At 66.8% G+C, this 22,228-nt stretch carries 18 protein-coding genes; 14 read left to right on the top strand and 4 right to left on the bottom strand.

The window, feature by feature from the left end; translation table 11 throughout:
- Nucleotides 1-42: 42 nt before the first annotated feature.
- On the bottom strand, nucleotides 43-1,647 hold the full coding sequence (locus tag M3A49_RS22970; RefSeq protein ID WP_266231161.1) for a multicopper oxidase family protein: 1,605 nt from the start codon (nucleotides 1,645-1,647) through the stop codon (nucleotides 43-45).
- A 304-nt stretch (nucleotides 1,648-1,951) separates the two neighbouring features.
- Here M3A49_RS22970 and M3A49_RS22975 point away from each other — a divergent pair, with 304 nt between their 5' ends.
- A complete protein-coding gene (locus M3A49_RS22975) occupies nucleotides 1,952-2,149 on the top strand; it encodes a hypothetical protein (protein ID WP_266231162.1) in 198 nt (65 codons plus the stop codon).
- Nucleotides 2,150-2,303: 154 nt separating this feature from the next.
- Here M3A49_RS22975 and icd read toward each other — a convergent pair whose 3' ends face one another.
- Complete coding sequence (gene icd / locus M3A49_RS22980; protein ID WP_266231163.1) at nucleotides 2,304-3,560, bottom strand: NADP-dependent isocitrate dehydrogenase; 1,257 nt, start codon at nucleotides 3,558-3,560, stop codon at nucleotides 2,304-2,306.
- 522 nt (nucleotides 3,561-4,082) lie between these two features.
- On the opposite strand from icd, the gene M3A49_RS22985 reads away from it, so the two are divergent.
- The 11 genes from M3A49_RS22985 (at nucleotide 4,083) to M3A49_RS23035 (ending at nucleotide 17,397) form a co-directional block, all read left to right on the top strand.
- A complete protein-coding gene (locus tag M3A49_RS22985; RefSeq protein WP_266231164.1) occupies nucleotides 4,083-4,664 on the top strand; it encodes a pseudouridine synthase in 582 nt (193 codons plus the stop codon).
- Between the two features lie 344 nt (nucleotides 4,665-5,008).
- On the top strand, nucleotides 5,009-5,209 hold the full coding sequence (locus tag M3A49_RS22990; RefSeq protein WP_028205281.1) for a hypothetical protein: 201 nt from the start codon (nucleotides 5,009-5,011) through the stop codon (nucleotides 5,207-5,209).
- Nucleotides 5,210-5,441: 232 nt separating this feature from the next.
- Nucleotides 5,442-5,960, top strand: coding sequence for a DUF192 domain-containing protein (locus M3A49_RS22995; protein ID WP_266231165.1), 519 nt, complete (start codon nucleotides 5,442-5,444; stop codon nucleotides 5,958-5,960).
- A gap of 311 nt (nucleotides 5,961-6,271) precedes the next feature.
- On the top strand, nucleotides 6,272-8,380 hold the full coding sequence (gene fusA / locus M3A49_RS23000) for an elongation factor G (RefSeq protein ID WP_323183243.1): 2,109 nt from the start codon (nucleotides 6,272-6,274) through the stop codon (nucleotides 8,378-8,380).
- A 142-nt stretch (nucleotides 8,381-8,522) separates the two neighbouring features.
- Nucleotides 8,523-9,041 (top strand): cupin domain-containing protein, encoded by a 519-nt coding sequence (locus tag M3A49_RS23005; protein WP_254352106.1) that lies wholly within the window; start codon nucleotides 8,523-8,525, stop codon nucleotides 9,039-9,041.
- 42 nt (nucleotides 9,042-9,083) lie between these two features.
- A complete protein-coding gene (locus M3A49_RS23010) occupies nucleotides 9,084-10,100 on the top strand; it encodes a HoxN/HupN/NixA family nickel/cobalt transporter (protein WP_266231167.1) in 1,017 nt (338 codons plus the stop codon).
- A gap of 243 nt (nucleotides 10,101-10,343) precedes the next feature.
- Nucleotides 10,344-12,032 (top strand): ABC transporter substrate-binding protein, encoded by a 1,689-nt coding sequence (locus M3A49_RS23015; protein ID WP_266231168.1) that lies wholly within the window; start codon nucleotides 10,344-10,346, stop codon nucleotides 12,030-12,032.
- 60 nt (nucleotides 12,033-12,092) lie between these two features.
- Entirely contained in the window at nucleotides 12,093-13,094 is a 1,002-nt protein-coding gene (locus M3A49_RS23020; RefSeq protein WP_416338998.1) for an ABC transporter permease, read from the top strand.
- A 5-nt stretch (nucleotides 13,095-13,099) separates the two neighbouring features.
- Nucleotides 13,100-14,011, top strand: coding sequence for an ABC transporter permease (locus tag M3A49_RS23025; protein WP_266231170.1), 912 nt, complete (start codon nucleotides 13,100-13,102; stop codon nucleotides 14,009-14,011).
- The gene (locus M3A49_RS23030) at nucleotides 14,008-16,104 is read left to right on the top strand and encodes an ABC transporter ATP-binding protein (protein WP_266231171.1); all 2,097 of its coding nucleotides are present in this window, start codon (nucleotides 14,008-14,010) and stop codon (nucleotides 16,102-16,104) included. Before M3A49_RS23025 ends, M3A49_RS23030 begins: the two co-directional genes overlap by 4 nt.
- A gap of 525 nt (nucleotides 16,105-16,629) precedes the next feature.
- On the top strand, nucleotides 16,630-17,397 hold the full coding sequence (locus M3A49_RS23035; protein ID WP_266231172.1) for a hypothetical protein: 768 nt from the start codon (nucleotides 16,630-16,632) through the stop codon (nucleotides 17,395-17,397).
- Nucleotides 17,398-17,635: 238 nt separating this feature from the next.
- Here M3A49_RS23035 and M3A49_RS23040 read toward each other — a convergent pair whose 3' ends face one another.
- The gene (locus M3A49_RS23040; RefSeq protein ID WP_266231173.1) at nucleotides 17,636-18,481 is read right to left on the bottom strand and encodes an aldo/keto reductase; all 846 of its coding nucleotides are present in this window, start codon (nucleotides 18,479-18,481) and stop codon (nucleotides 17,636-17,638) included.
- A gap of 158 nt (nucleotides 18,482-18,639) precedes the next feature.
- Between M3A49_RS23040 and M3A49_RS23045 the strand changes: the two genes are divergently transcribed.
- Nucleotides 18,640-19,386, top strand: coding sequence for a GntR family transcriptional regulator (locus tag M3A49_RS23045; protein WP_028205291.1), 747 nt, complete (start codon nucleotides 18,640-18,642; stop codon nucleotides 19,384-19,386).
- 21 nt (nucleotides 19,387-19,407) lie between these two features.
- Here the strand turns inward: M3A49_RS23045 and M3A49_RS23050 are convergent, their stop codons facing one another.
- Nucleotides 19,408-20,829: a CoA transferase gene (locus M3A49_RS23050; protein ID WP_266231174.1), complete on the bottom strand. Its 1,422-nt coding sequence runs from the start codon at nucleotides 20,827-20,829 to the stop codon at nucleotides 19,408-19,410.
- Nucleotides 20,830-20,972: 143 nt separating this feature from the next.
- Here M3A49_RS23050 and M3A49_RS23055 point away from each other — a divergent pair, with 143 nt between their 5' ends.
- Nucleotides 20,973-22,223 (top strand): citrate synthase family protein, encoded by a 1,251-nt coding sequence (locus tag M3A49_RS23055; RefSeq protein WP_266231175.1) that lies wholly within the window; start codon nucleotides 20,973-20,975, stop codon nucleotides 22,221-22,223.
- Nucleotides 22,224-22,228 lie beyond the last annotated feature (5 nt).

Genomic DNA, 22,228 nt, shown 5'->3' on the forward strand with positions numbered 1-22,228 from the left:
CCGGGTTTCTTTTTGGTGTCATGGTTTTTTAACGTTCGCGTGCTAGCTCACGCGCAACGTGCCCATCATGCCGAGATCCTCGTGCTCGAGGATGTGGCAATGAAACATGCGGTCGCCCGCCTCGTGCTGGACGGTTGCGATGTGCACCGTGTCGCCGGGCCGCACGTTCACCGTGTCGCGCCATGCCAGCAGTTCCTCCTCCTTGCGCACACCGCCGAGCTCGCGCGCCAGCACCTGAAATTGCGTACCGTGCAGATGAAACGGATGATCCATGTCCGTGCCGTTTGCTATCGTCCAGTGCTCGACTTCGCCGCGCCGGCTCGCCAGCGTCACGCGCGCCGGATCGAAGACCGCCCCGTTCACCATGAACTGCATGCCGCGCGGCATGGGCTGCGTGGACGCGCCCGGTGCGTGCATCGCTTTCATGTCCATGGCCTCGCTGAACAGCACGCTTTTTTGCGGAACCGTTAGCGGACCTGAAGAAACGAGCGGCGCAATCTCGCGCAGGCGCGCCGGCAGTGCCGATTGTGTCGCGCTTGCCGGTGCGAAGCCAACGTTCGCCAGGATCAGCGATGGCCCCGCAGGCAAGCTGCCGTGCGTCATCGCCATCTTGTGGCGGTCGTATTGCGCGGCAATCAGCGACGCACGCGAGGCGCCCTGCCCCACGCGCACGATCAGCTCCGCGCGTTCGCCCGGCGCGAGCAAGAGCGAGGTGACGCCCTCGCGCGGCGCGCCCAGCAGCCCGCCGTCGGTCCCCACCTGCGTAAAGGCGCGGCCGTCGTCGAAGGCGAGTTGCAGATAGCGCGCGTTACAGCCATTCCAGACGCGCCAGCGCTCGTCGCGCGCGACCTCGATGTGGGGCTGCCGCGCGCCGTTCACGAGCACGTACTGACCTTCGCGGCCGTTCATCCAGTCCATCATGCCGTTCGCGGGAATGGTGCCGTCTGCCGCGAGCTTCAGGTCGGACACGAACAGATGCCGCTCGGGCCAAGCCGCGAGTGGATCGTCGGCGGCGCGCACGACGAAAGGCCCCGCCAGTCCGCGGAACACCTGCTCCGAACTCAGCATGTGCGGATGCGGGTGATACCAGTAGGTGCCCGCGCTCCCCCGCGGCAGCGTGAAGCGATAAACATGCTGCTCGCCCGGCGCGACGGGTTTCGACGGATTGCCGTCCTGGTCGGGTGGCACGGGCAGGCCGTGCCAGTGGATCGTCGAAGGCTGGGGCAGCCGGTTCACGAAGGTGATTTCGACGGTGTCGCCCTCGCGTACGTCGATCAATGGACCGATGACCGGGCCGTCGTTTTCGGTCGCTGCGAGCGCATCGTATTGCCAGAAGACGGTTTGCGGCTTTCCAGGCAACAGCGCACGCGCAGCGGGCCGCGCGACAAGCGGCGCGCGAAACTGGCCCGGCTCGCGGCTCTCGTTGGCGAGCGTGCGCAGCGCGGCAAGCGGCGCGCCGGCGGGCAATGCATCGGCAGGCGCGAGCGAGCCTTGCGCCTGCATCATCCCGCCCGACATCGACGGCATGTCCGTCATGCCGTGCATGGCGTGCATCGCATCACCCGCACCTTGCGCGAATGCATGGCGCGCGAACAGGGTCGCGGTGGCGGCGCTCAACGCGCCGGATAGAAATGCTCTTCGTTTCATCGATGAAATCCTCATACCTCGTTCATGCCTGGGCACGCGGCGCGCAATAGCACGCACGCCGTGCGCGCGGGATTCGTTTCGCTCGCGCAAAGTACGAGCGACGTAACTCGCCCGGAGCGAGCGGCCCGGCTCAGGCGATTGGAGGAGGTAAAGGAGGCGCGTGCGTAATGCCGGCGCGCAAAGCTGCGGGAAGCACGATAAGCGCGGAACGAACACCGCTTTGAGCGTCGAATGCGCTCACGGCGCAAGGCACGCTGCAATGCGCGCAGCAGCCCGCGACGCAGCAACTCGCGCCGCAACCAGAATGCGAGCCGTGACCGCGCGTGCTCGTCCCGGCGCAACGATCGCTGACGACAACGTGCGGCGTGCGTGCAGCGTGCGCGGTGAGTGCATCGTGCTGCGCGTGCTCGCACGCCATCGCGCCGCGCATGGAAAGCAGCGCGAGCAGGCAGACGAGAAGGAAGCGATAGACGACTGGCACGTTGAACGAAACCGCGGATGAACTCGATTGACCGCCGTCATGATAGCGCACGGGGTGAGCGAAGTTGGTTAGCCCATCCATTCATGGCGGATTTGCGGGGAGCCGGATAAAAAAACCGGCAGATCTTTCGGTCTGCCGGTTTTTTCTACTGGGACAGCGATGAGTCGTCTTGCGCCTACATATTCTCGATCATCACCTGCCCGAAGCCCGAGCACGACACCTGAGTCGCCCCTTCCATCAAACGCGCGAAATCATAGGTCACACGCTTCTGCAGAATCGACTTCTCCATCGAGGCAATGATGAGGTTCGCCGCTTCGAACCAGCCGAGATGGCGCAGCATCATTTCCGCCGAAAGAATTTCGGAGCCCGGATTCACATAGTCCTTGCCCGCATACTTGGGGGCCGTGCCATGAGTCGCCTCGAACATTGCCACGGAGTCCGAAAGATTCGCGCCCGGTGCGATACCGATGCCGCCCACCTGTGCCGCCAACGCGTCGGAAATGTAATCCCCGTTCAGGTTCAGCGTGGCGATCACGTCGTATTCGGCCGGGCGCAGCAGGATCTGCTGCAGAAAGGCATCGGCGATCACGTCCTTGATCACGATGTCGCCGCCCGTCTTCGGATTCTTGATCTTCATCCACGGGCCGCCGTCTATCAGTTCCGCTGCGAACTCCTTCTGCGCGAGCGCATAACCGTAGTCGCGGAACGCGCCTTCGGTGTACTTCATGATGTTGCCCTTGTGCACGAGCGTGACCGAGCGGCGCTCGTTGTCGATCGCATACTGGATCGCCTTGCGCACGAGACGCTCCGTGCCCTCGCGCGAGACCGGCTTGACGCCGACGCCAGAACTGTCCGGGAAGCGGATCTTCGCCACGCCCATCTCTTCGCGCAAGAACTTGATGAGCTTCTTCGCGCCTTCGGACTCCGCGGGCCATTCGATGCCCGCATAGATGTCTTCAGAGTTCTCGCGGAAAATGACCATGTTGACCTTCTCCGGCGCGCGCACCGGCGAGGGCACGCCCTTGAAGTACTGCACGGGGCGCAGGCACACGTACAGATCGAGCTGCTGGCGTAGCGCGACGTTGAGCGACCGGATGCCGCCGCCAACCGGCGTCGTCAGCGGCCCCTTGATCGACACTACGTATTCCTTCACGACGTCGAGCGTTTCTTCGGGCAGCCACACGTCGGGACCGTAGACCCGGGTTGCCTTCTCGCCCGCGTAGATTTCCATCCAGTGAATCTTGCGCTTGCCGCCATAGGCCTTTTCGACTGCCGCATCGACCACCTTCAGCATGACTGGCGTAATGTCCACGCCCGTGCCATCGCCTTCGATGTACGGGATGATCGGCTGGTCTGAGACGTTGAGCGAAAAGTCCGGATTGACGGTGATCTTTTCACCGCCGGTCGGAACCACGATGTGCTGATACGGCATGATCGACTCCAGTAAGGGCAAGGCTGTTGTAGCGGGTGTGACGCGGCGCTCGGCGCCTCGCGGCGGCGGCGAAGCCTTCTCGCCCGGCGAGAAAAGCATCTCGCCGTTACGGCTTCGCGACAACCGGCGCGGTCGATATTCGCAGCAAGACTGTCCAGAGACACGCGACGCACGGCGCGCAACGTAGCGGAGTAGCGGCATACCGGGCGGCTTGCCTGGCGGCGCGAACGCCCGTCGGCGTGAGGGTCTGGCGGCTATTCTAGCCCACGCCTCGCGCGTGCGTGCCGCGCCCTTCACACGAACGCCGGCACAGGGCAAGCTACTTGCGGTGCTGCAGCGCCACATGGCGAATACGTCCGCGCCGCGCGCGCGACGTCCTCACATGGGTCGCCGTAGCGCTATGGAGTGATCCGGTTCGCTCCTGTCTTATGTCTTATATAAGATGCAAAAAATCGGTGAAACACAATATGCATTAAGATCTCGGCGCTGGCCAAGTCATCCATTCGTACCCGTCGCCCTGTCATGCGTTTGATCGCCCTCAATAAACCGTTCGGCACGATCTGCCAGTTTTCGCCGCACGAAACCCGTCAGTCTCTCGCGGACTGGGTGAAGGTGCCGGGCGTCTATCCCGCGGGCCGTCTCGACTCCGATAGCGAAGGTCTCCTGCTCCTCACCGACGACGGCGCCTTGCAGGCGCGCATTGCCGAACCGAAACGCAAGCTCGTGAAGCGCTATTGGGCGCAAGTGGAAGGTGAACCCGATGCGGGTGCGCTTGCCGCGCTCGAACGCGGCGTCGATCTCGGTGACTTCGTGACGCAGCCGTGTCGAACAAGAATCATTGTTGAGCCCGAAAATTTGTGGCCGCGTAATCCGCCGATTCGTTATCGCGCGTCAATCCCCACCACGTGGGTCGAGCTTGCGATCAGCGAAGGCAAGAACCGCCAGGTGCGACGCATGACCGCGGCAGTGGGCTATCCAACGTTGCGGCTCGTACGCGTCGCGATCGGCGCGCTCGATATTTTTTCGCTTGGTCTTGCGCCCGGCGAAAGCATCGACGTGCCCACCCATGCCCCCTGGCAAACCACGTCTCACAAACACAAGTGATTGTTGCGCAAGCACTTTTCGCGTGCTGATCGATTTTTTTCGAATCGCGCGGCACGTCCCTCGCCTTTCTGTTGCGTCTCGTTACGAAGCAAATGAAAAGTTTGCGTCAACCGTCTCGCGAGACCATGCGTTATTCGACGCAGATGCCGCCAGAAGCTATCCGGCATTCAGCCTTCAGGGTCCTCGCAGCAATGTACGGTCCCGACCGCTGGCAGACGCAGAAATCAAATTTACGTGAATTTGTTGAAAGCGACTGTCAACCGAAAGGTGGATGGCACGTTTACCGACCTGACTCCAAAAACCGGGTCACTTGGTTAATCAACTCAAGCTTGAGGATTCACAACATGAACAAACTGATCGCTGCTCTGGTCGCTGGTCTCTTCGCATCGGCTGCATTCGCACAAGCTTCGGCTCCGGAAGCTGCTTCGGCTGCTCCGGCTGCTGCTGCTTCGGCTGCTCACAAGTCGACGCACAAGAAGGCACACAAGAAGTCGTCGCACAAGAAGGCAGCGAAGGCTGAAGCCGCTTCGGCAGCTTCGGAGTAAGCTTGTTGTAAGACGCATGAAGAAGCGGCACGCGTTGCCGCTCTTCAGCGCGACGAAAGGCAGAGCGCCGCAAGGCGTTCTGCCTTTTTGTTTGGCTGCCTGATTTTTAGCCATTTTCTTGACACGCACGCTCGCCGCGTCACGTCGATGACGTGAACCGCGCCGCGCATTTTGACCCGTTCTGACCTGGTCGCGTAACATGCGCGGATTACCCTACAGCAAGGAGTCTCTCGTGCGATTTTCCCTGCGCTCGTTCTTCGTGCGCTGCGCGCTTCTCGTCGCATTGCCATTGGCCGCTTTCGCGGCGCTCACGTTCACCGCGACGGCCACGTCGAGCATCGCCCAGGCGCAGCAGATGCCGCCGGGCGCCAAACAGCCGGGCGAATTTCCGCGCGTCAAGCTCACGGCAGGCATGTTCGTGATCGACGCAGCAGTGGCCGCCAACGACGCGGACCGTGAACAAGGCCTCATGTACCGTTCGCAGCTCGGGCCCAATGAAGGCATGCTGTTCGTGTTCGGCGAAAACGCCGTGCACTGCTTCTGGATGAAGAACACGCTGATCCCGCTGTCGATCGCGTTCATTCGCGCCGACGGCACGATCACCGACATCGACGAGATGCAGGCCGAAACGACCAACAACCACTGCCCGCGCAACAACGGCACCTTCGCGCTCGAAATGCCCAAGGGCTGGTTCACGGCGAAGGGCATCAAGCCCGGCATGGTGATTCAGGGACTGCCGCCGCTGCAATAAGCGCGCGTTAACCCAGCGCGCCCCATTCGCGCGCTGCGCGAACAGCGCAAGCCGGCCCCGCACGCACGCGGCGCCGGCTTTTTTTGCGCCCGCCTGGCCGCCGGCGCACCGCCTGACGGCGCTGCGCGGCGCCGTCGCCGCTTCCCGCGCCGCGGCATACGCCCTGCAAAACCGGCGCGCAAGCGCTATCCTATAAACCCCCGCATGGCGCGTGCCACCAAGGCGCGCGCCTGCGGCGCATCGGGCTGCGCGCTGGCCGCGCCGCGTGCCGCCCGGCAGCTTCCATGGCGCGTCATTCCAAGGAGATCACCGTGCCTCGCAAGACCCCCATCGAGCGCTATCGCAACATCGGGATCAGCGCTCACATCGACGCCGGCAAAACCACGACGACCGAGCGCATCCTTTTCTATACCGGCGTGAATCACAAGCTCGGCGAGGTTCACGACGGCGCGGCGACCATGGACTGGATGGAGCAGGAACAGGAACGCGGCATCACGATCACCTCGGCCGCGACCACTGCGTTCTGGAAGGGCATGGCCGGCAATTACCCCGAACACCGCATCAACATCATCGACACCCCGGGGCACGTGGACTTCACGATCGAAGTCGAGCGCTCCATGCGCGTGCTCGATGGCGCGTGCATGGTGTACGACTCCGTGGGCGGCGTGCAGCCGCAGTCGGAAACCGTGTGGCGTCAGGCGAACAAGTACAAGGTGCCGCGCATCGCGTTCGTCAACAAGATGGACCGCGTGGGCGCGGACTTCTTCCGCGTGCAGCGGCAGATCGGCGAGCGTCTGAAGGGCGTGGCCGTGCCTATCCAGATTCCGGTGGGCGCAGAAGATCACTTCCAGGGCGTGGTCGATCTCGTGAAGATGAAGGCGATCGTCTGGGACGACGAGAGCCAGGGCGTGAAGTTCGAGTACGAGGACATCCCCGCGAATCTCGTCGAGCTCGCGCACGAGTGGCGCGGGAAAATGATCGAAGCCGCCGCCGAAGCCGACGAAACGCTGCTCGAGAAGTATCTTCACGATCACGAAAGCCTGACCGAAGACGAAATCAAGGGCGGCCTGCGCAAGCGCACGATCGCCAACGAGATCGTGCCGATGCTCTGCGGCAGCGCGTTCAAGAACAAGGGCGTGCAGGCCATGCTCGACGCCGTGATCGACTATCTGCCCTCGCCGGTGGACGTGCCCGCGATTCTCGGCCACGACCTCCACGACAAGGAAATCGAGCGCCACCCGAGCGACGACGAGCCGTTCTCCGCGCTCGCCTTCAAGATCATGACCGACCCGTTCGTCGGCCAGTTGATCTTCTTCCGCGTCTATTCGGGCGTGGTGAATTCGGGCGACACGGTGCTCAACGCGACCAAGGACAAGAAGGAGCGCCTGGGCCGTATCCTGCAGATGCACGCGAACGAGCGCAAGGAAATCAAGGAAGTGCGCGCGGGCGACATCGCGGCCGCGGTGGGCCTGAAGGAAGCGACAACGGGCGACACGCTCTGCGATCCGGCGCATGCCATCGTGCTCGAAAGAATGATCTTCCCCGAGCCCGTGATCTCGCAGGCCGTCGAGCCGAAGACCAAGGCCGACCAGGAGAAGATGGGCATCGCGCTCAATCGCCTCGCGCAGGAAGACCCGTCGTTCCGCGTGCAGACCGATGAAGAGTCCGGCCAGACCATCATCTCGGGCATGGGCGAGCTGCACCTCGAAATTCTCGTCGACCGCATGAAGCGCGAGTTCGGCGTGGAGGCGACCGTCGGCAAGCCGCAGGTCGCGTATCGCGAGACCGTGAAGAACAAGGTCGAGGACATCGAAGGCAAGTTCGTCAAACAGTCGGGCGGGCGCGGCCAGTATGGCCATGCCGTCATCACGCTCGAACCGCAGACGCCGGGCAAGGGCTACGAGTTCGTCGACGCCATCAAGGGCGGTGTGATCCCGCGCGAGTTCATCCCGGCTGTCGACAAGGGCATTCAGGAAACGCTCAAGGCAGGCGTGCTCGCGGGCTACCCGGTGGTCGACACGAAGGTCACGCTCACGTTCGGCTCGTACCACGACGTGGACTCGAACGAAAACGCCTTCCGCATGGCCGGTTCGATGGCCTTCAAGGAAGCGATGCGCAAAGCCAAGCCGATCCTGCTCGAGCCGATGATGGCCGTGGAAGTGGAGACGCCCGAGGACTTCATGGGCAACGTGATGGGCGATCTGTCGAGCCGTCGGGGCATCGTACAGGGCATGGAGGACATCGCGGGCGGCGGCGGCAAGATCGTGCGCGCCGAAGTGCCGCTCTCGGAGATGTTCGGCTACTCCACGTCGCTGCGCTCGCTCACGCAAGGCCGCGCCACCTACACGATGGAGTTCAAGCACTACGCAGAAACGCCGCAGAACGTGGCCGAAGCGGTCATCAACGCGAAGAAGGCGTAAGTCAGGCGACGTGCAGGCGTTGCCGTGCACACGAAAGCCCGTCCCCTTGCGGACGGGCTTTTTTGCATGCGCGCGGCGCAATTTTGACCATGCCACAATGCGGCGATAACGCTGCGACGCCCACAGTCAAGGAGACACGACGATGAGTCACGAACACGACCATGAGCATCCTCATGAACACCCCCGCGACGACGCCCCCATTGACTGGCGCGAAAACGGCGTCAAGGTGATACGCGGCGATCAGCTCGACACGAACACGGCGCAAACGCCCGGCATGAACCGTGCGGCCGCGATCAACGCGGCGCGCGTCGGCGCGCAGAAGATCTGGGCGGGCACGGTGACGATCCATCCGAACGCAAAGACCGGCGCACATCATCACGGCGCGCTGGAAAGCGTGATCTACGTCGTGCGCGGTCACGCGCGCATGCGCTGGGGCGAGCATCTGGAGTTCACGGCCGAGGCAGGCCCGGGCGACTTCATCTTCGTGCCGCCCTACGTACCGCACCAGGAGATCAACGCGAGCACCGACGATCCGCTCGAATGCGTGCTCGTGCGCAGCGACAACGAGGCCGTCGTGGTGAACCTGAACATCGACGCCGTCGAAGCGCCGGAAACCGTGTACTGGGTCGATCCCATCCACCGTCATCCGCACGACCATTGAGCGCCCGGCAGCCCATACCGCCTGCCACGATGCAATGACGCAATGACGACGCCCGCCGCCTCGCTCCGCGCCCGCCTGATCGCGCTCTATGCCGCGCTCATCGCCGCCAATCTCGGCGCGTGGGCGTGGGCGCTGATCGCGTTTCGCCACTATCCGCTGCTGCTCGGCACGGCGGCGCTCGCCTACGGCTTCGGCCTGCGCCACGCGGTGGACGCCGACCATATCGCCGCCATCGACGCCGTCACGCGCAAGCTCATGCAGCAGGGCCAGCGCCCGCTCGGCGTGGGCCTCGCGTTCTCGCTCGGCCATTCGACGGTCGTGATCGTCGCCACGCTCGGCATCGCGCTCGCGGCGCTCTCGCTGCATGGCCGCTTCGAGCAGTTCCACGAGATCGGCTCGACCGTCGGCACGCTCGTTTCGTCGACGTTCCTGCTCGTGCTCGCGGGCGTGAACCTCGTGATCCTGCGCGACGTATGGATGCGTTACCGCCGCGCGCAGCAAGGCGACGACGCAGCGCTCGCCGCCGACACGCCCGCGCCCGCCGGCCTCTTCTCGCGCGCGCTGAGGCCGCTCTTTGCGCTCGTCACGAAAAGCTGGGACCTGTACCCCGTAGGCGTGCTGTTCGGCCTCGGCTTCGACACGGCCACCGAAATCGGCCTGCTCGCCATCGCGGCCGCCGAAGCGGGCAAGGGCCTGCCGATGTATTCGATTCTCGTGTTCCCCGCGCTCTTCACGGCGGGCATGACGCTCGTCGATTCCACCGACAACGTGTTGATGGTCCATGCCTACGGCTGGGCGATGGACGATCCCAGACGCAAGCTCTACTACAACGCGAGCATCACGTTCGTCTCGGCGCTCGTGGCGATCTCGATCGGCGGCGTGGAAGCGCTCGGGCTTCTCGGCGACAAGCTCGGCGCGAGCGGCGGCGTGTGGACCCTCATCGCCGGCCTGAACGAGCGCTTCGGCGAGTTGGGCTACGGCATCGTCGCGGCATTCATCGCCTGCTGGATCGGCTCGGTGCTGTTCCATCGCTGGCGCCGGCCCGCCGCGGCCCGCTAAAGCACTCTCACGACTGCACGGCGCGCCACGCGCGCGCAACCCCGCGAAACCCTACCCTTCGCCTCGTTTGCCGAAAGCGCGTAAACTAGGCCCAGCTATCGCGCTCCCGTAGTATTCGATAGCTCCGTCAATCGTTTCACTTTGCTGCACCCATTCGTCGTCTGCCGTACCGCATGCCGCCGTCGCGCAAGCCCCCGGGCCTCGCGCGTCCCCTGAACGGAAAACGCACGGAAACCCGCACCGATGAAACGACCGCAGTCCCGCCGTCCGCATGACGCGTTCAACCCGTCCCGCCTCGAAGCGCTGCGCCCTCAGGCTGGCGATCACGGCAACCACGCACTCGACGAATTCGCTGCCGGCCGCCTCACGCGCCGCGAGCTGCTGCGCTATGCCAGCGCGGTCGGCCTCACGGCCCTGCCTGCGTTTGCGGGACTCATCGTGCCGCGCGGCGCGCACGCCCAGGGCGCGGGGAAGCCCGGCGACCAGACGATCCGTGTGGCGCACCTGATGCCCGCGGGCGCCGTCGATCCGCTCACCGTGACCGATGCGGGCGCGCTGTGTCTCTTGAACCAGACCGGCGAATTCCTCGCCAACGACGACGCGCAAAGCCATCTGCAACCCGCCCTCGCGCTCTCGTGGCAAGCCAACGCCAAAGCGGACGTCTGGACGTTCAAACTGCGCCCCAACGTGAAATTCCACGACGGCCAGCCGTTCGGCGCGAAGGACGTGGTGGCGACCTTCGATCGCCTCGCCGACCCCGCAACCGGCTCGGCGGCGCTCTCGGTGCTCAAGGGCGTGCTCTCCAAAGGCGGCACGAAGGCCATCGACGATCACACGGTCGAGTTCCACCTCGACGCGCCCAACGGCAACTTCGCCTACTACGTTTCCTCGGACAACTACAACGCCGTGATGCTGCCCGCCAACTATGCGGGCAATTACGAAAAGAGCTTTATCGGCACCGGGCCGTTCAAGCTCGACAAATTCGAAGCGCGCCGAGGCGTGAGCTTCGTGCGCAATCCCGACTACTGGGGCAACAAGGCGCTGCCCGCGCGCGTGGAGTTCGCCTTCTACGCCGACGAGCAGGCGCAGTTGCTCGCGCTGCAAGGCCACCAGGCCGACGTGATGGGCACCTTCACCGTGCAGGGCGGCATCGGCATCCTGAACAATCCCGACTTCAAGGTGATCGGCGTGCGCTCTAGCGCGCACCGCCAGATCCACATGCGCAACGACTCGCCCACGTTCAAGGACAAGCGCGTACGCCAGGCGCTCGCGCTTGCGCTCGATCGCGACGTGCTCGTGCGCGGGCTGTTCAAGGGCCGCGCCGTGGTGGGCAACGACAGTCCGTTCGCGCCCATCTTCCCTTCCACGGCGAACGACGTGCCCCAGCGCAAGATCGATGTCGCGAAGGCACGCCAGTTGCTCGCGCAGGCGGGCGTCGCCAACGGCTTCGACGTGACGCTCACCACCGAGAAGTACATGGAGATACCGGACCTTGCCGTGGTCGTGCAGAACGCGGCGAAGGCGGTCGGCATTCGCATCGCGCTCAAGGTGGAAAGCCAGTCGCAGTACTACGGCGCGGGCACGTTCGGCAAATCGGACTGGCTCGACTCGCCGCTCGGCATGACCGACTATGGGCACCGCGGCGTGCCGAACGTGTTTCTCAACGCGCCGCTCACCTCGGGCGGCACGTGGAATGCTGCGCACTTTCGCAACGCGCAGTACGACAAGCTGGTCGCGCAGTTCGCGGCGACGCTCGACGTGGCGGCCCAGAAGCAGGTGGCGAGGCAGATCCAGACGCTGCTGCTCGACGAGACGCCCGTGATCATCCCATACTTCTACGACCAGTTGATCGCACAGCGCGCCGTGCTTTCGGGCGTGCGCTTCACGGCGCTCGCCCAGCTCTATTTCGACCGCGCGACGCTCGCCGCCTGAACCGGCACGCGAGACTAGCGCACCCGAAACGGAGGTCCGATGGCTACTCCGCTCCCGCCCATGCCGAATCCGGCCGGCACCGCGCGCGCATTCGCCCCGCGCGCGGGCGTCGCGCGCTTTCTCGGCCGGCGCGCCGCCTGGGCGATTTTCACGCTCTGGCTGCTTTCGGTGCTCGTGTTCGCGGGTGGCCAGCTGCTGCCCGGCGACATCGGCCGCGCCGTGCTGGGTCCGCTCGCCGACGCGCGCGCCGTAGCCGCGCTCAATCACGCGCTGGGCGCGGACCGGCCGGTGCTCGACCAGTACGTTTCGTGGATCACCCATGCGCTGCGCGGCGACTTCGGCATGTCGTGGAGCTACAAGCAGCCCGTCGCGCCGTTCGTGGGCGACGCGCTCCTGCAGTCGGCCAGGCTCGGCCTGCTCGCGTTCGTGGTGGTGGTGCCGCTCGGCATTGCGGGCGGCGTATGGGCGGCGCTCCACGAAGGCCGCCTGATCGACCGCGCGATCAGCACGGGCGGCCTGTGCGCGAGCGCCGTGCCGGAGTTCGTCTCGTCGATCGTGCTGATTCTCATCTTCGGCGTATGGCTGCGCTGGCTGCCCATCGAGGCCACCGCGCCCAGCGGCGCGGGCGTGCTCGAACAATTGCGGCATCTCGTGCTGCCCGTGCTGCCGCTCGTGCTCGTGTTCTTCGGCTATCTCGCGCGCATTGCGCGCGCGGGCACCATCACGGCGCTTGACGCCGACTACACGCGCACCGCGATTCTCAAGGGGCTGCCGAGCCACGTCGTGATCGTGCGGCACGTGCTGCGCAATGCGCTGCTGCCCAGCGTGACGGTGGCGGCCACGCAGCTCGGCTATCTGATCGGCGGGCTCGTCGTGGTCGAATCGCTGTTCCGCTATCCGGGCGTAGGCTCTCTCATCTTCAACGCCGCGAAGGCCAAGGACTTCCCGTTGCTCGAAGCGGGCGTGCTCGCGGTGGGCGCGGTCTACACACTTGCCAATCTGGCCGCCGACGCCCTCCACGCGTTGCTCGACCCGCGCCTGCGCGCGCCGGGAGGCGCATGAACGATATGGCATCCGAAGCTATTTCCCCGGGCGGCGAACCGCCTGATGCCCATCCACCGGGCGAACCTGGCGAAGAGGCGCTTGCCGACACGCGTTTGCGCGACACGCTGTATCTGCTGCTGCGCTCGCCCTCTTTCGTCGCGGGTGCGCTGATCCTCGTATGGTGGATCGTCTGCGCACTCGCGGGCCAGTGGTTCGCGCCGCACGACGCCTATGCGTCCGATCCGCTCAGCTCGCTCCTGCCGCCGGACCCTACGCAATGGTGCGGCACCGATCAGCTCGGCCGCGACATCTGCTCGCGCGTGATCGTGGGTGCGCGCGACATTCTCACGATCGCGCCGCTCGCCACGCTCGTCGGCACGCTCGCGGGCGCGGCGCTCGGGCTCGTCACGGGTTATTTCGAAGGCGCATTAGGCACGCTCGTCGCGCGCACGCTCGACGCCGTGCTCGCGCTGCCGCTCGTGATCGTCGCGCTGCTCGTGCTCGCGGCCGTGGGTGCCTCGAATCTCGCCGTAGTGCTCGTGATCGGCATTACGTTTGCGCCGCTCGTCGCGCGCACGGTGCGCGCGGCGGTGCTCGCCGAACGCCATCTCGACTACGTGGCGGCGGCTCGCTTGCGCGGCGCGAATGCGTTCGCCGTGATGTTCACGGAGATCCTGCCGAACGTATGGCCGCCCATCGTCGTCGAGGCGACGGTGCGCCTCGGCTATGCGATCTTCGCGGTGGCGACGCTCTCGTTCCTCGGCTTCGGCATCCAGCCACCGTCCGCCGACTGGGGGCTCGCGCTCGCCGAGTCGTACACGCTGCTCGCGGGCGGCGCATGGTGGACCGTGGCATTCGACGCGCTCGCCATCGCCTCGCTCGTGGTGGCCGTGAACCTGATCGCCGACAGCCTGCGCGAGGTGCTCCAATCGTGAACCGCCCCGTTTCTTCACGCCCCGCTCTCGCCACCTTCAGCGCGCCGCGCGACGACGACGCGCTCGCGCTCGTCGGCCTCACTGTCGCTTACCGCGTGCGCGGGCGCGACCGCGACGTGCTCACCGACGTCTCGCTGCGCATCCGGCGTGGCGAAGCGTATGGTCTCGTAGGTGAATCGGGCTGCGGCAAGTCGACGGTCGCGCTCGCCGCACTGCGCTATCTCCCGCGCAACGGGCGCGCGAAGGCCGGGCGCATCGCGATTGCGGGCGACGATGTGCTCGCGCTTGACGCCGACGGCCTGCGCACGCTGCGCGCCAACGCCGTTTCGATGGTCTATCAGGACCCCGCCAGCGCGCTCAACCCGACGCTCACGATTGCCCGCCAGCTGAACGAAGCGTTCGAAGCCGCGGGCGCCGACGCGAGCGTGGCCCGCTCGCGCTCGCACGCGATGCTCGAACGCGTGCGCATTGCCGATCCGGGCCGCGTGCTGGCGAGCTATCCGCATCAGCTCTCGGGCGGCATGCAGCAGCGCGTCGTGATCGCGATGGCGCTCGCGTCGAACCCCGCGCTCCTGATTCTCGACGAGCCGACCACGGGCCTCGACGCCACCGTCGAGGCCGAGGTGCTCGACCTCATCGCGAAGCTGCGTGCGGAGCTGGGCATGGCGGTGCTGCTCATCAGCCACGACCTCGCGGTGATCGGGCGCATGTGCGAGCGCGTGGGCGTGCTCTACGCGGGACGGCTCGTGGAGGAAGGCGCCACGCGCGACGTGTTCGAGCGGGCACGGCATCCGTACACGGTCGGCCTGCTGCGCTGCCTGCCGGCGCAGGGGCGCAACAAGCATGCGGGCGCGCTCGACACGATACCGGGCGAGTTGCCGGCGCCTGGCGTCAGTGCGCCCGGCTGCATCTACGCACCGCGCTGTCGCTTAGCCGACGCACGTTGCCGCGTGGAAGCGCCACCGCCGCATCGCATGACCTCGCCGCACGGCGAGCAGATGTCGCGCTGCCACTATCACGAACGCGCGATGGAATTGCCGTTCGGGAATCTGATCGGAGGCGGCGACGGTTCGCAGACCTCGAGCGATGGCCCTTCGAATGGCGAAGCCGAACCGCGCGTCGTATTGCGCGCGCTCGAAGTCTCGCGCACCTTCGGACACGGCGCGCAAGCCGTGCGCGCACTCGACGGCGTTTCGATCGAGCTGCATGCGGGCGAGACGCTCGGCCTTGTGGGCGAATCGGGCAGCGGCAAGACGACACTCGCGCGCATGCTGCTCGGCCTGCACGCGCCCGATGCGGGCGGCGCCGTCGAGCTCGACGGCAAGCGCGTGCATGCCCACGTCGCGCGGCGCCGTGCCGGCGAGCGCGCGGCGCTGCGCGTCGTGTTCCAGCATCCGGACGCCTCGCTCAATCGCGCGCTGCCCGTGAAACGCTTGATCGAGCGCGCGCTCTCCCGGCCGCGCGACGACGCGTCGACGACTCACCAAGCCTCAGACGACTCGCGCATCGCGGGACTGCTCGAAGCCGTGCGCGTGCCGGCGCGCTATCTCGCGGCGCGCGCGCGGCAACTTTCGGGCGGCCTCAAGCAGCGCGTGGCGATCGCCCAGGCGTTCGCGGGCGAGCCGCGCATCGTGATCTGCGACGAGCCCACCTCGGCGCTCGACGTCTCCGTGCAGGCCGCGATTCTCAACCTGCTCGCACGCCTGCAGCGCGAACGCGGCGTGAGCTACCTGTTCATTTCGCACGACCTCGACGTCGTGCGCTATCTCGCCGATCGCATCGTCGTGCTCTACGCGGGCCGCGTCGTGGAGAGTGGCCCGGCCGGTGCAGTGTTCGACGGCCCCTGGCATCCGTATACAGAAACGCTGCTGGCCGCGCGTGCGCTCGGCGCGGCAACGGCCAACGGTGCGACGGCCGCGGGGCGCGGCTGCATTTTCAGCGCGCACTGCCCGCGCAAGCTCGGCGCCATTTGCGACGAAGCGCCCCCACCGCTTACCGACGCGGGCGGCGGCCATCGCATTCTCTGCCACATTCCCGTAGACGAATTGCGCGCACAACAGAGCGCCACCACAGACACCCAAGCGGCGACCTGACGGTGCGATGGCGCTCATATCGCCCCCCGCTTCGTTGCGCTGTCCGCTTTCGCAACGCGAATCGCGCCATTCAGGGCGCGCGTTTCATCGCCGTAACGTTTTCCACGTTTTTTCTGCCACGCGGGCGACATATCAATTGTCAAGTCCACCCCGCACGCCCCTCCCCAGCCGATGGCACAAAACTGGCTACATCGGCACCAGGCATCCGGCCGCTGCAATCCAGTGCAATCCGCCCCGACACGCGCGGGGCGTCGCACCGGGCACACGGATGACCGGCCGCTCGACGCGCTTGTAATCTGCCGTCCCACGCCTTGGGTTGCGGCAATCCACAAGTAGTCCTGCGCGCGGCCTGACCGGGTGCCTTGTGTTTGGCGAGTACCGCTCCAGCCGGATCGAACCCAATACGCCGGCGTGAAGCGGGGTTGCGAGCCTGATGGAGTCGGCGCACGCGCACAAGGCGTGCAGCCTGCACGGGGGCTTGGGAGACGACAGCGCATCACGCTGCCGCCTTGCGGGGAGAACAAGATGAAGAAGACTAACATTCATCAGTACTGCTATTGGATAAGACGGGGAGCAGGCATGTGCGCGGTGGGCGCGGGCGTTTGGTTTCCTGCGATCTCTGCGCACGCCGCAGGCGATGTCATCAATCCGGTGATCCTGCTCGCCGATGCACCTTTGCCGGCGAGCGGAGCCGAAGGCTTCGGGGCTTTTAGCGCGCCGGTTGCTGCGAATTCGCCTGCCGCCGGCGTCCCGTCGAAAACTGATTCGGAGTCCGATTCGGCTACGCTGGCGAGCGACGTTTCTACGGTGTTCGCACCGAACGATTGCATTAGCCGTACGGGTAGCGCGTGTTTCCGGGGCAACGGCGGCGGCCATGGCGGCTCGGGTTCATCGAGCGGCAGCAACGGCAGCAGCGGCGGCGGTACCGGCGCCGCGACGGCCAGCACGGGAGGGCTTGGCCGCAGCGGCAGTTCTGGCGTAGGAGGGACGGGACCGAGCGGTTCGGGAGGCGGTTCCAGCAACTCCGGCGGCGGGAAAGGCGGCAGTGGGAAAGGCAGCGGCGGCGGCAACAATGGCGGCAACAATGGCGGCGGCAGTTCAGGCGGCTGTGGCTGCGGCAGTCACGGCGGATCGGCAAGCGGCCCTTCGGGCGGCCCCGCAGGCGGATTCGGCGGCGGCTTTGGCGGGGGTTTTGGCGGATTCGGTGGTGGATTCGGCAAAGGTGGACCGTCGGGCGGCCCGGGCGGCGGGTACGGCGGCGGACACGGTGGCGGCCATGGCAGCGGTCATTGAACCTGTACGGCGGTGCAGGCAGACCGCTGCAGCCACTCCGATCTGGCGCGACGGCCAGGCGCGCCAGTCCTGGCGTCGGCGGCGGCGTCCCGGTCCCCCGGCCGGGCACCGCCGCCGTGGGCCGGTCGCCGGATACGCGATGCGCGTGGCGCTCCCAGGCGGCCACACCGCCTGTCTGCTCGCAATACGCCGACGCAGACCATGACCGCGTGCGTCGGGCGCGTACCCCACTCGCGCCCTACAGCATCTCCAGCGGACGCTTGGCACGCGGCGGCCTGAAATACGCGTCGAGCGCCGCGTGCTCTTCAGCGCCGAGCACGAGATCGAGCGCCGCGCGGTTGTCGCGCACGTGCTCCACGCGAGCGGCCTTCGGAATCGCGCAGACCCCGGTTTGACCCAGCACCCACGCCATCGCCACGCGATAGACCGAGACCCCGTGTGCGTGAGCGATGTCGTCGAGCGGCGAGCGCCTCGGCAAGCGCGCGTGATCGACGGGGCTATACGCCATCAGCGGCATGCGACGCGCGGCGCTCCACGGCAGCAGGTCGAATTCCGCGCCGCGCCGCGCGATGTTGTAGAGAATCTGGTTGATCGCGCACCCGTCGCCGCCGGGCGTGGCGACCAGTTCCTCCATATCGTCGGCATCGAAGTTGCTCACGCCCCAGTGACGGATCTTGCCCGCGCGCACGAGCGCTTCGAACCCCTCGACCGTCTCTTCGAGCGGCACCCCGCCGCGCCAATGCAGCAGATAGAGATCGAGCCGGTCGGTGCCGAGGCGTTTCAGGCTCGCCTCGCACGCGCGCGCGACGCCGCTGCGGCTCGCGTTGTGCGGGTACACCTTGCTCACGAGAAACACCTCGTCGCGCAAGCCCTGCAAGGCCTCGCCGACGAGGCGCTCGGTCGCGCCGTCGCCGTACATCTCGGCGGTGTCGATGAGCGTCATGCCGAGCGCCACGCCTTCGCGCAGCGCGGCGATTTCCGCCGCGCGATGCGCGCTGCGCTCGCCCATTTCCCATGTGCCCTGCCCGAGCTTCGGAATGCGTTCGCCGTCCGGCAATGCGACGCTTGCGATATCGGTCGTCATGATCTCCCTTTGCGCGCTGCAACGGCGCTGACTGGCAAAGAACGGCCAGTGTATCGCCTCGCGCGCAATGCGGTCATACGCACTCTCGCAAGCCGTTCATTTCCGCGATTGGACACCGATGACATAAAATTGCCGTTCGCCTTTCATGCCTGCCTCCCATGAACGCACCCACGGAAGACCGCTGGCGCGACCTGCGCCCGGACCCGGACAACGACACGCCGCTCTATTTGCAGCTCGCGCGCAAGCTGAGCCTTGCCATTCACGACAATCGCTGGAACGCGGGCGAAGCCCTGCCTTCGGAGCGCGTCCTCGCGGAGTCGCTCGGCGTTTCGCGCATCACGGCGCGCAAGGCGATCGCGCTGCTCGTCGAGCAGGGCCTGATTCGCCGCACGCAAGGCGCAGGTAGCTTCATCACGCCGCGCATCGAAGACCCGCTCTCGCGCCTCACGAGCTTCAGCGAGATGCTGCGCCAGCGCGGCTTCACGCCAAGCTCGCGCTGGCTCTCGCGCGAAATCCAGCCCGCGAGCCGCGACGAAGTGATCCAGCTCGGGCTCTCGCCGGCGGCGGCCGTCACGCGCCTGAAGCGCCTGCGTCTGGCCGACGGCATCGTCATGGCCGTCGAGAACTCCACGTTCCCCGCCGCGCTGATTCCCGACCCCAGCGCGATCGGTGACTCGCTCTATAGCTTTCTCGAACAGCGCGGGCTTTCGATCGTGCGCGCACTGCAACACTTTCGTGCGGTGAACGCGAGCGACGAAATCGCGCGGCAAATGAGCATCGCGCCCAACGAGGCGCTGCTGCTCATCACGCGTGTGGGCTATACCGCCGATCAGCGCGCCATCGAACTCACCGATACCTACTGTCGCAACGATTATTACGATTTCGTCGCGGAACTGCGCAAGTAGCTCGCGAAAGCACGACGGGGCCTAGTCGTTCCATGCCGGCGCATCGCTGCCGATCGGCATCGGCGGCCGCGCATGAAACGCAGGCGTGAGTTCGAGCCGCTCGGCGGGCGCGACGGCGCGCAGGCGTCCGAACGGCGAAGCCATTGCCTCCAGACAATCGGCGAGATCGGCGGCGCCCACCTCGGGCGCCTGCTGGCCGTCTTCGAGCGTGCCCATCGTTTGCAGCCAGCGGCCCGTTTGCGCGAGCGAAAGGCGCACGTGCCAGCTGCCGCCTTCGCGCATGCGCCGCGCGAGCGCCACCATCGCGCCGAACGCGGCGAGATAGCCCGTGGCGTGATCGAGCGCCTGGCAGGGCAGCGGGCGGGCAGCGGTGAACGGCTGCGCGCCTGCTTTGCCATGTCTTGCTGCGGCGACGCTCTCGGCCCACACGATGCCGCTCGCCGACTGCACGAGGCTGTCGAAGCCGCGCCGCTCGCGCCACGGCCCACGGTGCCCATACGCGCTGATCGACACGCACACGATGCCGGGCCGCACCTGTGCGAGCGCTTCGGGCGCGAACCCGCGTGCGGCGAGCGCGCCCGGCCGGTAGCCTTGCACGAACACGTCGGTATCGTGCGCGAGTGCACGCAACTGCTCGCACGCGGCTGCGTCACGCAGGTCGAGCGTGGCCGAGCGCTTGCTGCGGCCGTTGTCGATCACGAGCGGCGTAATGTTCGGCAGATGCGGGCCGTTGATGAGCAGCACGTCCGCGCCATGCTGTCCGAGCGTGCGCCCCGCCACCGGCCCCGCGATGATGCGCGTGAGGTCGAGCACGCGCACGCCTTCCAATGGACGCGCCCCGGCGTCCGCTCGCGGCGCCTCGGCGGGCGCGTCGCCGATGCGCTCGATCTCGAAGAGCGGCAGGCTCGCCACCGCCTTCGCCTGCTCGTGCGCGGCCCATTCGCGCGGCGCGCGCACGAGCGCGGCGCACAGGCCCGCTTGCGCGAGCGCGTCGTCGAGCGCCGCGCCTTCCCAGCCAAGGATCGCGCGCGCCACGGCGTCGCGGTCGTCCGCGCATTGGAGCACGCGCAGAATGCCCGCGAGGTGATGCGGGAAGTTCGCGTGGAGCTGGACCCAGCGGCCATCGCCAGTCGGGAAGTGACCCGTCACCGGATGACGCAGCTCCGTGGGCGGCTTGCCGTCCACGCTCAAATAGCGCTCGCTGCGAAACGCGGCGAGCGCGCGGCGCACGTCGATCGCCACGCGCTGCATCCGGCCCGTGCGCAGCGCGTGCAGTTGCGCGGCGGCGAGCCCCGCCGCGCCAATGCTCGCCGCCGCGAGGGCGCCCACGCGAAAGATCGAGGGCAGGCCCGGATCGACGCCTGCCATGTCGAGCCAGTCGAGCGCGGACGGCTCGCAGCCCGCCAGCATCCAGAGGTGGTCAAGCGCGTCGCGTGGCGTCATGGCGTGAAGTCCTTTTGCGAGGGAAACGAAAAAAAACGAGCCGAAGTCATGTCACGCATCGTCGCGCCGCTCGAATCCCGGATCAATCTTGATTATCATGATCAACATAGATTGATTTCTCCGGTTCCAGGAGGCGAGCCACCATGTCCAGCTATATGACCGCGGATCAAGCCGCCGCCGAACTCGGCATCAGCCGCGCCACGCTCTACGCCTATGTGAGCCGTGGACTCATCGCCTCGGCGCCGTCGCCCCATGGCCGCCACAACCGCTACGACGCCGCCGAAGTGCGCCGCCTCGCGCGCCGCAAGGCCGACGGCAAGCGCGCGGGCAAGGTCGCGCAGAAGGTGCTCGACTGGGGCGTGCCCGTGCTCGAATCGTCGATCACGCTGATCGCCGACGGCAAGCTCTTTTATCGCGGCGAGGACGCCATCGCGCTTGCGCGTCAGGCCTCGCTCGAAGAGGTCGCGGCGCTGCTCTGGCAATGCGCGCCGCGCCGCGTGCTGCAGGCGCCCGAGGCGCCCATCGCGGCCGCGCAATGGTCGGCATGGCTGAAGATCTGGACCGGGCACACGCCGCTCGAACGCGCACTCGTGCTGTTGCCCGCCGCCGCCGCGCAAATGCCGCGCATCTGGGCGCAGGGCCGCGACGCGCAAATCGACACCGGTGCGATGCTCATGCGCCTGCTCGCGGCGGCGCTCGTTTCCACCGCGCCGTCGAACGAGCCGCTGCACCGCCACCTAGGCGAGGCGTGGGGCGTGCGCTCGCGCGCGCAAACCGACCTGCTGCGCGCCGCGCTCGTGCTGTGCGCGGACCACGAGCTGAACGCCTCGACGTTCACGGTGCGCTGCATCACCTCCACCGGCACACATCTGTTCGGCGCGGCGACGGGCGGCCTCGCCGCGCTGGCCGGGCCGCGCCACGGCGGCGAGACCACGCGCGTGGCTGCGCTCTTCGAGGAAGCCGCGCGCGCCGACGACCTGCATCGCTATCTTGCCGACCGTCTCGCGCGCGACGAACTCGGCGCGGCCGTGCCGCTCTCCGGCTTCGGCCACCCGCTCTATCCCGATGGCGACCCACGCGCGCGCCTGTTGCTGGACCTGCTCGCACAACGCGCGCCGGCGCGCTCGCCGATGGACGAAGTCGACGCGCTCGCCCACGCCGTGGCCGAGACGAGCGGCGCGCGGCCGACGCTCGACTACGCGCTCGCGGCCATCGAGCGCGTGCTGGGGCTGCCGCGCGGCGCGGCGTTCACGCTATTCGCCGCGGGCCGCGTGACGGGCTGGATCGCGCATGCGCTCGAACAAACCGCCGACGGCCGGCTGATCCGTCCGCGCGCACGCTACGTGGGGGAAATGGCAGGCGATACGCCGCATGCCGCCCGGCATATCGCGTAGCACAA

Origin of the sequence: Paraburkholderia sp. CNPSo 3076, from assembly GCF_026343935.1 — a bacterium.
GTDB lineage: Bacteria > Pseudomonadota > Gammaproteobacteria > Burkholderiales > Burkholderiaceae > Paraburkholderia > Paraburkholderia nodosa.

Bases quoted from the DNA above. Each gene is read 5' to 3' on its own strand.
- M3A49_RS23045 (WP_028205291.1), top strand. From the start codon at position 18,640: ATGAACGCACCCACGGAAGACCGCTGGCGCGACCTGCGCCCGGACCCG.
- M3A49_RS23050 (WP_266231174.1), bottom strand. From the start codon at position 20,829: ATGACGCCACGCGACGCGCTTGACCACCTCTGGATGCTGGCGGGCTGC.
- M3A49_RS22970 (WP_266231161.1), bottom strand. From the start codon at position 1,647: ATGAAACGAAGAGCATTTCTATCCGGCGCGTTGAGCGCCGCCACCGCG.
- M3A49_RS23010 (WP_266231167.1), top strand. From the start codon at position 9,084: ATGACGACGCCCGCCGCCTCGCTCCGCGCCCGCCTGATCGCGCTCTAT.
- M3A49_RS23055 (WP_266231175.1), top strand. From the start codon at position 20,973: ATGTCCAGCTATATGACCGCGGATCAAGCCGCCGCCGAACTCGGCATC.
- M3A49_RS23020 (WP_416338998.1), top strand. From the start codon at position 12,093: ATGCCGAATCCGGCCGGCACCGCGCGCGCATTCGCCCCGCGCGCGGGC.
- M3A49_RS23015 (WP_266231168.1), top strand. From the start codon at position 10,344: ATGAAACGACCGCAGTCCCGCCGTCCGCATGACGCGTTCAACCCGTCC.
- M3A49_RS22975 (WP_266231162.1), top strand. From the start codon at position 1,952: ATGCGAGCCGTGACCGCGCGTGCTCGTCCCGGCGCAACGATCGCTGAC.
- M3A49_RS23035 (WP_266231172.1), top strand. From the start codon at position 16,630: ATGAAGAAGACTAACATTCATCAGTACTGCTATTGGATAAGACGGGGA.
- M3A49_RS23040 (WP_266231173.1), bottom strand. From the start codon at position 18,481: ATGACGACCGATATCGCAAGCGTCGCATTGCCGGACGGCGAACGCATT.
- icd (WP_266231163.1), bottom strand. From the start codon at position 3,560: ATGCCGTATCAGCACATCGTGGTTCCGACCGGCGGTGAAAAGATCACC.
- M3A49_RS22985 (WP_266231164.1), top strand. From the start codon at position 4,083: ATGCGTTTGATCGCCCTCAATAAACCGTTCGGCACGATCTGCCAGTTT.
- M3A49_RS23025 (WP_266231170.1), top strand. From the start codon at position 13,100: ATGGCATCCGAAGCTATTTCCCCGGGCGGCGAACCGCCTGATGCCCAT.
- M3A49_RS23005 (WP_254352106.1), top strand. From the start codon at position 8,523: ATGAGTCACGAACACGACCATGAGCATCCTCATGAACACCCCCGCGAC.
- M3A49_RS22990 (WP_028205281.1), top strand. From the start codon at position 5,009: ATGAACAAACTGATCGCTGCTCTGGTCGCTGGTCTCTTCGCATCGGCT.